The 11,776-nt window shown below is 56.5% G+C and carries 11 protein-coding genes and 1 pseudogene; 8 read left to right on the top strand and 4 right to left on the bottom strand.

What is annotated here, in order from left to right; all coding sequences use genetic code 11:
* Positions 1-296: pseudogene (locus AAAX59_RS09210) on the top strand (ABC transporter ATP-binding protein); the annotation flags it as partial.
* A 1-nt stretch (position 297) separates the two neighbouring features.
* Positions 298-642: a hypothetical protein gene (locus AAAX59_RS09205; RefSeq protein WP_055285655.1), complete on the top strand. Its 345-nt coding sequence runs from the start codon at positions 298-300 to the stop codon at positions 640-642.
* 404 nt (positions 643-1,046) lie between these two features.
* On the opposite strand, the gene AAAX59_RS09200 is transcribed toward AAAX59_RS09205, so the two are convergent.
* Positions 1,047-2,312 carry a DUF4143 domain-containing protein gene (locus AAAX59_RS09200; RefSeq protein WP_161145597.1) on the bottom strand — a complete coding sequence of 422 codons (1,266 nt, stop codon included), beginning with the start codon at positions 2,310-2,312 and terminating at the stop codon, positions 1,047-1,049.
* A gap of 188 nt (positions 2,313-2,500) precedes the next feature.
* On the bottom strand, positions 2,501-2,722 hold the full coding sequence (locus AAAX59_RS09195) for a helix-turn-helix transcriptional regulator (RefSeq protein ID WP_349071537.1): 222 nt from the start codon (positions 2,720-2,722) through the stop codon (positions 2,501-2,503).
* Between the two features lie 139 nt (positions 2,723-2,861).
* Between AAAX59_RS09195 and AAAX59_RS09190 the strand changes: the two genes are divergently transcribed.
* The 4 genes from AAAX59_RS09190 (at position 2,862) to AAAX59_RS09175 (ending at position 8,546) form a co-directional block, all read left to right on the top strand.
* Positions 2,862-4,316, top strand: a complete 1,455-nt coding sequence (locus AAAX59_RS09190) for a hypothetical protein (protein ID WP_349071536.1) — start codon at positions 2,862-2,864, stop codon at positions 4,314-4,316.
* A gap of 30 nt (positions 4,317-4,346) precedes the next feature.
* Complete coding sequence (locus AAAX59_RS09185) at positions 4,347-6,212, top strand: CAP domain-containing protein (RefSeq protein ID WP_349071535.1); 1,866 nt, start codon at positions 4,347-4,349, stop codon at positions 6,210-6,212.
* Positions 6,213-7,694: 1,482 nt separating this feature from the next.
* Entirely contained in the window at positions 7,695-8,246 is a 552-nt protein-coding gene (locus AAAX59_RS09180) for a ParA family protein (RefSeq protein ID WP_349071534.1), read from the top strand.
* Positions 8,247-8,546 (top strand): ribbon-helix-helix protein, CopG family, encoded by a 300-nt coding sequence (locus AAAX59_RS09175; protein WP_217108483.1) that lies wholly within the window; start codon positions 8,247-8,249, stop codon positions 8,544-8,546.
* 1,134 nt (positions 8,547-9,680) lie between these two features.
* On the opposite strand, the gene AAAX59_RS09170 is transcribed toward AAAX59_RS09175, so the two are convergent.
* Positions 9,681-10,280, bottom strand: a complete 600-nt coding sequence (locus AAAX59_RS09170; RefSeq protein WP_055287556.1) for a hypothetical protein — start codon at positions 10,278-10,280, stop codon at positions 9,681-9,683.
* Positions 10,281-10,468: 188 nt separating this feature from the next.
* Complete coding sequence (locus AAAX59_RS09165) at positions 10,469-10,627, bottom strand: hypothetical protein (protein ID WP_082421961.1); 159 nt, start codon at positions 10,625-10,627, stop codon at positions 10,469-10,471.
* Between the two features lie 598 nt (positions 10,628-11,225).
* Between AAAX59_RS09165 and AAAX59_RS09160 the strand changes: the two genes are divergently transcribed.
* A complete protein-coding gene (locus AAAX59_RS09160) occupies positions 11,226-11,474 on the top strand; it encodes a hypothetical protein (protein WP_349071533.1) in 249 nt (82 codons plus the stop codon).
* Between the two features lie 77 nt (positions 11,475-11,551).
* A complete protein-coding gene (locus AAAX59_RS09155) occupies positions 11,552-11,740 on the top strand; it encodes a hypothetical protein (protein ID WP_349071532.1) in 189 nt (62 codons plus the stop codon).
* The last annotated feature ends 36 nt before the right edge of the window (positions 11,741-11,776 follow it).

Raw genomic sequence — 11,776 nt, 5'->3', positions numbered from 1 at the left:
GAATGAAGCAGCAGGTAAAGCTTGCCATGGCGATAGCGACCGGTTGCCCGTACCTCATCCTCGATGAGCCGCTGAACGGCCTCGATCCGGGAAAGCGGAAAACCTCCTGCGACGCGATGCGCAGCGAAGTGGCGCGGGGACGCAGCGTGCTCATCTCAAGCCATCTGCTCGACGACCTGGCAGACCTCACCAACTCGTTCTACTTCATCGAAGACGGCACGATCGTGGAAAAGACCGAGTCGTCCTCGCAAACACTCAAGCAGGAATACCTCGATACATACGAAGGAGGTGAATGACATGAAACTATTTGAACAGCTGAAGACCAATGCGTCGCGCATGGCTGTCTACGCCATCCTCGTGGCAACGGCTTTATGCGGAATCGCGGCACCCGTCTATGCGCTCAACGGGGAGAAAGGCGATGTCGAACCCGCGTACATGGCTTCGACGGTTAAAGACCGGTACAAAGCCTTCTCTGGAGACGCGTTTTACGTAGCAGAGTACGACACGACCTACCGTGAGCTTCGCTACAACAAGAGATACGAATATCTAGGCGCAAAAGCAATCAGCTATACATCGGGTTGGTACGGCTCCCACTATGGACACATAACCCAGTTCAAGTGTAACTACCGCGTGTACAACTAAAGCAACCCGGCCGGGACGAGGGGCGACGCAAAAGCGTCGCCCCCGTTTTTAACCATGCCAGCTGAACCTGGTTCAGGCTTCAATGCAAGAAGAAGCAGGCCGAGGTCCAGATTTCGGACAAGAAGAGGGCGCTCGCGCGCGAGGCGCGCAAGGCACGCAACCACGCGCTCATGGTCGCCGGCGGGCTCATCGTGAACCACGCGCCGGGCGGCAACTGGAAACGCATCGACTAGGACAGGCTTGCGGCGTGAATCGACCGCCACGGATACAAAATCACCGGCTCCACGCAGCACGGAATCTGGACCCGTAACCTTTCGTAGCCCAGATCAAAATACCGGTTGTTTCCAGAAATCCTCTAGGAGGCGTCTAGATAGAGGATTTCTGGAAATGCAAATAACAATAATTTAGATTCCGAGCGTATCGACCGGAGCAACAACGATGCCTTCGCTAGTTACGTGAGCCGGCATACCAAACCCGATGACGATGAGTTTCGCCGCAGGCGGCCTCTCCCCGCGATCGACCAGCTTTCGCTCAAGTCGAAGCAGATTTTCCACTGCCTCTGGGACTTGGGGGCTCCCGAGCTTAACCTCAACGGCAACCCACGAGCCGTCACGACGATGGACAATCGCGTCGACCTCTAGGTCGTCAGCGTCGTGGTAGTGAGATACGGTCGCATCGCTGGCCGCCGCGTAAACCTTGAGATCGTGCAGCACAAGGGATTCGAAGAGCAAGCCAAGGGTCTTCGGATCGGATGACAACGACTCCGGATCCGCACCGATGAGGGCGACGGCGAGCGATGAGTCCGCAAGGTGCCGCTTCGCGCCCTGCCGCAACTTCACCGGCGACCTGAGAGCCGGATGCCACGCGGGGACATCGTCGACGATATTGATACGGCGCAGCGCGTCCATGTAGCCGGTAATCGTATTCTTTGAGACGTCAACACCCAAATCCCTTTCGATGGACCTCATGCCGGCAAGAGTCGATTCATTGCGTGCAAGCGACGAGAGCAAAGCCCTTACCTTAACCGGGTCGCGTTTCACTCCATCCGCCCTCGAAACGTCAGACTCGCAAACACCGTCAATATAGGCGGCGGCTATCCGCATTGCGTCGGCAGTTGTCTTACCGACCGCTTGGGGCCAACCGCCGCGGCAGAGCAAATCCGCGATACCGGCGATACCGGCGATGGATCCGAGTGACGCCGCAACGGAATCTCCATCGAGCAGCGCACCAAGCGAGACCGCTCCCGACGAAATACCGAGCTCGAAAAGCGTCATGGTATCCATCCGCAAACGGGCGATTCGACCCACACCGCTGTGCATCGGCTGGTTCTCGGCTCGCGGCGTCGCAGATCCGGTGAGAATGAACTGTCCTGGCTCCCCTCCCCTGACATCGCATTCGAATCGCACGGCATCCCATAGCTTCGGTTCTTCCTGCCATTCGTCGACAAGCCTCGGGGTCGGTCCGACAATTGCTTGGGCCGGATCGAGACGAGCGAGCTGGAGGGCCGCAAAACCGCCAGATGGGTCGGAGAGAGATAACGATGACTCGGCAAATCTCTGAGCTGTCGTTGTCTTTCCACACCATTTCGGCCCCTGAATGAGCACTGCACCAAAAATGCCAAGGTCGCGCTCGACCAAGCAGTCAACACAACGTCCTATATACCTATCCATCGGCTTTCCCTCCAATCATTCATTTGAAATTATAGCGTCTATCTGCGTCGTTGGGACAAATAACGATTACTTATTGGGACGATTGACGGTAATTTATTGGGACGATTGACGGTAATTTATTGGGACGATTTCCATTTTCTTAAGGCACTAATCAACGAGACCCACTGTGAACTATGAGACGGATAAATTTAGCTGACGCCTCTCATGAGTTCAGCAATGCTGATTTGAAATCCGTCGGCAATCTTCTTGAGATTTGAGAGGCTGACATTACGCCGCCCGACTTCAATGCTCGCGTAGTAGGAACGATCCATTTCAATCAAATTGGTGAACTGCTCCTGGCTGCACCCGAGTCCAGCGCGAAGCTCTTTGCATCTCATGCCGAATGATTTCTGAAGCGTCTTCGTATCCATGACAAAAAGAGTCATGGATTGTTGTATAAAAGCCAACGGACTATATACAACAATCCCAGTTAAGGCGCATAATTATCTCTATTGGAAAGCGCTCTGATGCCCAGTCGGATAGGGCACGGAAAAGGAATGGAACAGCACAATGACTCAGGGAAAGCACTTCGCTGCCGGTGGCGATCACTTCGCCGCACTGCCAAACAAAAAGATTCACACTCCGAAGGGGATCGCGCGTCTGACCGTCACCGCGGCGACCATGGCCGCCATGACCGGATCGAGCCTCATCTCACCGTTCACGGCATTCGCCCAGACCGGTGACGGGGGCACACAGCACCCCGCCGTGATGTCGCCGATCGCCACCCACGCCGGCGCGGCATCCGGTACCGGCGCGAAATCCGCCGCACAGACCATCGCGGACCTGCAGAAGGCAGTCGACGAGGCGAAGGCGAAGGAGGACGCCGCCAAGGCATCCTACGATGAGGCCGCCGGTCCCTACAACGAGGCGGCTTCCGCCCGCGACCAGGCCAAGGCATCCTACGATTCGGCAGTCAGCGCCGGCACGGCAGCCGACCGAGCGGCAATGGACGAGTACGCCCGTCAGGTCGCAGAGGGCAAGGACGCCGCCGATGCCGCCGGCAAGGACCTCGAGCAGGCGAAGGCGGGTCTCGCAGACGCCAAGGCGGATGCGTCCGAGAAGGACGAAGCGTACCAGTCCGCCATCAAGGCGGCCCAGGACGCTCAGGACGCCCTCGATAAAGCCAAGGCCGATGCCGTAGGCGCCACCCCGGAGGCTATCCGTGCCGCCGAGCAGGCCGTGCGCGACGCCACGGATGCCGTGAGCAGGGCACAGGCCGAACTCGACAACGCCAACGCGACGCTTGCCGATGCCCAGTCCAAGCTGGTTGCGGCCCAGTCTGCAAAGGATTCCGCCGATTCCGTTCTCGCCGCAGCCCAGCAGAACAAGGACACGGCGGATGCGAAGGCCGCAGCCGCCAGCGCCGCCTACGAGAAGGCGAAAGCAGACCTCGCCGCAGCGGAGGCCGGTGCGAGCGGTCCAGAGTATGATGCGGCAAAACAGAAGGTCGCGGACGCAGAGGCAGCCCTCGCTGCCGCACAAGCGACACAGTCCCAGTGCGAGTCCGAGCTCGAGCAGGTACAGTCCGCTGCGGCAACGGCACAGGCCGACCTGAATGATGCCCAGGTGGCCCTCTCCGTAAAGCAGCAGGCCGCGGCCGATGCCGAATCCGGTGTGAACGCCGCCCAGTCCGCTCTCGATGCCGCGAACGCCGGTCTCGATGCGGCCAAGCAGGTGAATGCCGACGCCGTCGCCAAGCTGGATGCCGCGAAGCAGGCTGTCAAGGACGCAGAGTCCGCCAAGGCAACCGCAGACGTAGAGCTCGCGAACGCCAAGGCCGCAAAGGATACCGCAGACGCCGCCGTAACCGCCGCGCAGCAGAAGGTCGACGAGGCCAAGGCGAAACTCGACTCCGCCGACGCACAACTCAAGCAGGGAGCCATCGGCTTCTTCAAGGCCATGGGTGCCGATTCAGCCATCGAGATCATCCAGAACTGTACACACAAGGACTACACCGAGGTCTGAAACAGCCTCGATGCGACCAGTCTCGACAACATGCTCGCGGCAATCCCGTACATGAAGTCCATCAACGAGTATCGCAAGTCCGTCGGTCTCTCCGAACTCCAGGTCACCTATAAGCTCATTGCAGCGGCGATAGCCAACGCAAACTATTCCGATGTCAAGTTTGGACATTCCATGCAGTTCGATACGACCGAAAACCTCGCATGGAATTATGGAACCGATCCGAAACCGCAGTGGGTGGACCAAGAAAAGGCTTTCTTCGATCAGGCGGTTCAGGAGCTCTATGGCGTCACCGGTCTAATCGGTAAGGATGCCGTAGACTTCTACAAGTCGCATAGTGGGATTGAATCCTATGTCAACCAGCATTTTAAGGTTGCCGGATATCCCGCAACTGTCGGTCACTACCTGCATGTCATCAGCCCTGAAATCGGCTATATGGGCATGGCGGTCTGCAGCAAGGGAACCATGAACGGCTGGAAGACCGACAGCTTCGATACCGCAAACCTGGGTTGGGCAGGCTCCGGTTGGAACATGAACCCCATGTCCGTCGACGAGTATGAGCAGAAGCTGACCTCCTATATCAACGGCCTCAAGAACGCCAAGAGCGCACTCAACGTAGCCAAGGCCGATCTCGCATCCAAGAAGCAGGCAGCCGCCGGCGCCGCCACAACCGTCCAGCAGAAACAGGTCGCGGTGGATGCCGCACAGGCAGGTGTCGATGCCGCAAAGCAGGGTGTTGCCGATGCCCAGCGTGCCGTCGATGCCGCCAAGGCTGATGTCGCCGCCAAGCAGCAGGCCGTCACGGATGCCCAGACCGAGCTTAATGCGGCGAAATCGGACCTCGATGCCGCCAACGCGGCAGTCGATACGGCAAAGTCGACCGTCCAGCAGAAGCAGGTCACCTTTGATGCTGCCAACGCAGCCGTAACGACCGCACAGTCAAAGTTGGATTCCGCCAAGGCGGACACCGCCGCCAAGCAGCAGGGCGTGGACGATGCGAACGCCGACCTCGCGAAGTTCTTCCAGGACGTCGCCGACGCCAAGAAGGCGCTCGATACAGCAAAGAGCGTCCATGACTCGGCGGTAGCCGATCAGGTCGAGAAGGTGACCGTCCTCGCCGCCGCCGAGCAAAAGGCGGACGCCACCGCACGCGCCCTCGCGGATGCCCAGCGTGCCGTCGATGCCGCAAAGGCCGACACCGACGTTGCCGCCGACAAGCTTACCGGCTCCCAGACCGATCTTGTGGGCGCACAGTCGAACCTCGACATCCTCACCGGCCTTGCCGCGAAGCTCGCAGAGGCACAGCAGCGCGAGCAGGATGCAGTAAAGGCCGTCAATGACACCAAGGCCGCCGTCGATGCCGCGAAGGCGGATACCATCGCCGCCGAGTCCCTGGTCTCCGCCGCCGAGCAGGCGAAGGCGCAGGCAGACGCCAAGCTGTCGAAGCTGAACTCCATCGATGCCGGCGCGGCGATCGCTTCCGGCCATGATGTGAACGCGGATGACGCCCTCAACGCGCTTTTCGCCGCAGCAGTCGAGGCACGCGCCAAGATCGCGCCCGCCAAGGCCATCTTGGACGAGAAGCAGGTCGCGGTGGACGAGCTCCAGCCCGGCTGCGATGCGGCACTCGCCGCCTACGAGCAGGCGAAGTCTGACCGCATCGCAGCGGAGCAGAAGCTTTCCGATGAGATCGCACGACAGGAGGCGGAGGAGGTCGCAAAGCAGCAGGCGGCATACACCCCGAAGCACCTCGCCGGCACGGATACCGCCCAGCCCGGCAGCCTCGCCCAGACCGGTGACCGCGCGGGACTCATCGGCGAGACGTTCGCCATCGGCGGTACCGTCCTCGTGGCGGCCGGCGTCTTCCTCGATCAAAAGAAGCGCCGCGAGCAGATGTAGTGCAAATCGAATAACGACTCGGAAAAGGGGAGTTCCACAAAAAGGAACTCCCCTTTTTTCGTCTCGCCAACCACGGTTCGTTGAGGCAGCTTCAGCTTAAGGGCCACAGATTAAACCGATCTATAACTGTGACCATATGACTGTGCGCACATATTAGCATGGTCATATGGTCACCTATTTACAGCTGCGATTATGCTGCAATAACTCAACCGTTAGTGCTTATTAAACAGCCAATCGAAGCCAGACTTGCCCAGTGTTTGGCGCATCTGCCCCACCTGAATCTCCGTCTCCACGCCATCCTTGCCGATGACGGCGGCCATGTTCTCAGCGGTCAGCAGCCAAGATAACAGACGGGCGGATCCAGCTCAGCATATAACGTTCGGTAATACATGACCATGTTAATGTAGTCATATGTTCACGCATTACAAGCTGGGACCTCATGTATTAGAGCTCGAGCTGCGCCCGTGCGTCCTTGGCGTCTCGCGTCCGACCGTCATCAAATGGCTCAAGCCGGGCTGGCGCGATAAGCGGAATGAGGTCGTGAGGCGGATGGACGCCGGCAGCGTCACACCCATCCGCCTCACGGACGATGAAATCGCGTGGACGCCGGAGGCCGTGACCGTCAGGGCGTCCGGCGGGGAAATCATCGGGCTCGATACGTGGGGCATGGCGAAGGTTCTTACCGGAGCCTATGGCCCCGACTCTCCCGGTCGTATTCCTACGATATCGCCCCTAAATCACCAATGTGTCAGATAAAGAATGATGCAATGGTTATGATCAAGCATACGGCGGATGCGGCGACTGCGCCTTTTTTCCTCTCCTTTAGTCCGATGATTAGGGTTGCCGTAAAGTAAAGGGCGGAAATGCAGTCTATGGCAAGCAAAACGAGTTCCTTGGGCGGTTTCAGCAAAAGGTCGCTAGCAAAGAGTAATGCAAGCAGGGCAAAGCCGATTGTGACCAAGTATCTCGATTGATTTTGCGACAGCATGGCAACTGCCTTTCAGAACATGCAAGTGAAAAGTCGGTACGATGTCATTGCGGTTGCAAACAAGCCGCCGTCAGGACCGGTTGTCACGAGACCGGCGATAACGCATTTTCTCGGTTTCCAGCTCATGACAGACCCCTCTCTCATGGTGCAACGCATACATTATGCGATATGCACATTATCTCGCTAATTAATTTCAATATCCATCATCTAACTAAAGAATACTGACTCGCTGGTTCAGCGACGATGCGTTTTTACCCTTGCGTTCCCACTCGCCGCGTCGGCGGTCGGAAGGGTCTCCGTCTCGCAATCAGCGACCTTGTAACCGTATCTGATGACTGTAGGTTAAACCAACCCACAGCCATGAGCACGTTAACGTAGTACTATACTAATTACTTAACATGCTCATATATTTCTAACTGCGACTTAGAATTACTTAATATAGTCACATGTTAATGTACTAATATATGACTATGCTATTTCAGAAAGGGGAGGACATGACGACGAACATCCTGCTAGTCAATCAGAAGGGCGGCGTCGGCAAGACGACGTTCGCCGACGAGATCGCCTGGGGTCTCGAGCGCCGCGGCCACAAAGTCGGATTCGGCAATCTCGACCCTCAGGGCGGCGCGAACCACGAGAAGAACCTGCTCGACGACGAGGACGCCGTGAATGTCATCGACACGCCGGGTTTCCTGAGCGACGACACCGCCGAGTATGCCAAGAATGCGGATATCGCAATCATCCCGGTGCAGCCCGGCACGCTGGGCCTGAAGCCCATGAAACGCACGATCAAGGTCATCACCGAGGCCAATCCTGACTTGTCGTTCGCAATCATCGTCAACAACTTCGCGGCGAACCAGACCGTGGACAGACAATTCCTCGAGCTTCTTGAGGCCGATGACCTTCCCGTGCTGGGCACTGTTCCGACCGCGGCGGCATTCAAACAGGGCGCGGCCCTGGGCAAGCCCGTATACGAGATCGCGAAAAACGGCAAGGCCGCCCAGGCGATTGAAAACATCCTGAACGAGCTGGAAGAGGTGCTGTAAATGGCAAAGTTCAAAAAGGCGACCTCATACTTCGACGTCGCAGCGGAGAAGGCCGAGGAGAGGCAGCAGAAAATCGTTGAAAGCGCATCTGAGCCCCAGAAACCGGCTCCTCAGGTGCGGAAAGCCGGGCGCCCCAAAAAGGGCGCTGAAGGGGCATCTGAGAGGCTTGTTCAGCTGTCCGTGTACGTTCCGGAGAGTTACCGAAAACGTTTGAAGCAAGTGGCGCTCGAGGAGGACAAGTCCGTATCGGATATCGCTCGGGAGCTTTTCGATCGCTATCTGGCCGAAAAAGAGTTCTAGTTGAGTTAACGGGCACCGAAAGGTGCCCGTTTTTCTTTTACCTTGGCCACTGAGAGCCGATTTAAGACCCCGTTTTATCTATCAGTGAGAAAACGGTCGAACCTCACCGATAGGACGTCTTATTTTCGATTCTGTAGCTCCCTGCCGGTAATTGAAGTGAGGTTGTTTAAATGTCGGTATCCAGATCAACCGGAAAACGGATTCGGCGTCATTGCCGAATTGTAGGGCTTGCAACTAAGTGGGATTAGTTCGCCCGGGGAGCCGAAGGCGACGCCGGCGCTGAGGGCTGACAGCGACGTAGTCGGGGAGCTGGGGCGTTAGCCCCCACACTTTTGGCCGAAGGCCATGCCAAGGAGCCGAAGTCGACGCGGAGTGAGGCATAGCCGAACGGAGGGCAAGGAGGCGCAGCCGACGCGCAGGGAGCCGTAGGCGACCGGAGGGCGAGCGTAGCGAGCGCCAAGGAGCGGTAGTGACGCGGAGCGAACGCAGTGAGCGGAGGGCAAGGACGATGGCTTTTCTTGTTTGTATATCGTTCGATTATTAAATGCTTTCTGGTGGATTTCTCTGTTTCCCTCTTGAGCTCAGACTAAGTGAATCTAATTCACTCTAGTCAGACTTGGTGGGTTGTATGAACCCATAGTTGTGGTTATTTCAACCCATAGTTGTGGTTATTTCAACCCATAGTGCATGGGTTAACTGAACCCATAGTTGGCATGGGTTATTTCAACCCATAGTCTCGTGAGACAACCCATAGTTGATAAGTTGGCCCAGGCTAACACAGGCTCAAACTATGGGTTGAAATAACTATTTCGGTACTTTTTGGCGTTTTCCGATCGCTTTCTATGGGTTGAATTAACCCATAGCCGGAAAAGTGGCTTAAATTTTCTATGGGTTCTTTCAACCCATAGCTCTACCGTCACAGAAAAGCATCCGCGATCCCTGTGAGCAAGTCTATGGGTTGTCCTAACCGATAGACTTGCTGAAGAACCGTTATTTAACCCCCTATCAATAAAATTATTTTTCGTCTAGCTATGGGTTAAACCAACCCATAGCTAGACTGTAGGTTGGTTTAACCCATAGTTTGTAAGGAAAAGAAATAGGGCTATGGGCTGTATGAACCCATAGCCCTTCAAACTAGGCAGAATGCTTTGCGTCCCACTGAGCTTTGCGTTTCGCCGAATTCTCAGCACGTTGCTTTTTCTTACCCTCCTCGACTTCGAGTCTGCGCTTAGCGATCGCCGTCATATCGAGCCGGTACTCAACCGATTTGTTATTCCCGCGCGGCGACTTAATCAAAAGACCGAGTTCGACAAGCTTGTCGATTCTCTTTTTAACATTCGAGCGATCCGACTTGACGTCAGCCGCCATGGTGGCAAGGCTGATGTAGCAGGTTGATTTGTAGACGTCCTTGCGCTGGAACGACCAAATCCGCCCCATAATATCGGTGTCGAGCCTAGGCAGACCGAGCTCGAGCATCCATGGCGGCTTGATGATCGCGACCTTCTCGCTGACCATATCCTGCACCATGTGGGCGACACGGGACGATTCATCCGATGCCCGGCGAAGTACCTCGCGGTGACTCTCACTATTGGCCATGGCGGCATCTGTGACGGCCTGATTCGCGAAATCGGACGCCGTCCCCATTCCAGACGGGTTTGCGGGACCGGACGGGTGGCTATCCGTGTCCCACGGATAGCCACCGCCCACATCCGGTTTTAAATTTTTGGTATCCATAAACTAGCCTCTCGTTGAGGCTATCTAGCCATCAGCCGAAGTGATGCCATAGTATTTTGGTAGTACTTCAACATAGGGGCCCAAATCGAAGCATACGTGTGCTAGGATTGCAGGTAACAGGCCAGAAAGCCACATTTGAACATGAAAGAAGCCCTTCTTACTTGGCGGTTAGGGGGCTTTTTTCATATCTATTTTTGCTCTTTAACACGCTCCAAAAACTCGGCGATAGCGATCGCCGCCATAGACGACTTAGCTACACCGCGACTCTTCGCGTAGTCATCGAGATCACGCCAAATTTCGAGAGGCAGAGTAACCTGGATTCTTTTCTTCTCCTCGGCCACTGCCATAGACAATTACCTCCTTCGTTGAACAAGCGAAATCGTACCACTACTGATTGAAACAAAGCGTATCACAAATACTGTCTAAAATACAAACTAACACAAAGTGGTACACCTAAATTCGCTAAATCTTTTCGTCGGCCAGATAGGCACTCGAGTTTCCAAAAGGGGTACAGGAAATTGCCGAAAAGGGCACAGGGGCGGCGAGTGATTCACCAAGAGTGAAGGTGGGCCCTCTTAACCAAGCGTTACTCGTTGCTTTGAATGGCAACGCACTAGGGCGATGGGAGTACTCGGGAGACCTGCCTGTATATTATGCAGCTGATTGAATGGCAACAGGGCCGGCGACGCTGCCGGCCCTGCAACTGTCCACGCGGGGCAGGCCGCGCATGTTGAGTTTAACGCATCTCGTGACTGTTCAGATTCCGTGCACCGGGCGATTTGTTTTGGTCGTTTAGCTGGGCTAATGGTGGTTATTGGCTGGTGGGCTGGATGATTTGGACTAATAGTTGTTAATAGTGGCCGAACGAAGATCTGTTCAGGCTATTAGAAGCAATAGCAAGTACGGTCTTGGCTGGAAAACAGGTCGCGAGCAGGGGGGCCGAGCATGTACGGACCGGTGAGCAAGAACAGGCCGGCGTTGGAATTTGGGGAGATCGGCGAGGAAGTTAAGGAGGAGGTTCGGCGGCAAGTGATTGGCAAGATCGTCGAGAGGGCCAGGGGCAAGCTCAAGGTCCGTGACGAGCGCGAATACGATTCGTTTTGGGGTCGCGGGAATCAAGAACACCTTCGTCGAGCTGCGGAAAGACTGGATTCCGGCGAGGGAGTGGAGCACGGATTGATCGAAGAAGAATGACGCTCTGCTAGAATCAGCAGCGCTGTCGGCAGCCCTTGTGCCGGGCAGAGCCCTCCATCCGATGGGAGGTGATGCCCATGACCGATTTCACCGAGTTCGTGAAGTTCCTGACCGCCCTGGTCTCGCTCCTCACGGCCCTTGTCGGCCTTTCCAAGGCACTCAAGCAGGGCTCGAAGCCCAAAAGACGATATGAGAAAGCCATTGGGGTCGCCTCCCCCGCGGCGCAGCTTCTTTCCGCGGGCTCGGGGTGCCACAATGGGCTTTGAGTATCGGCCCGTGCGGTAGCCCTTACCGCACCTGCG

Origin of the sequence: Collinsella sp. CLA-ER-H2 (assembly GCF_040092405.1) — a bacterium.
Lineage (GTDB): Bacteria > Actinomycetota > Coriobacteriia > Coriobacteriales > Coriobacteriaceae > Collinsella.
This window is presented reverse-complemented; position numbering and strand designations above follow the sequence as displayed.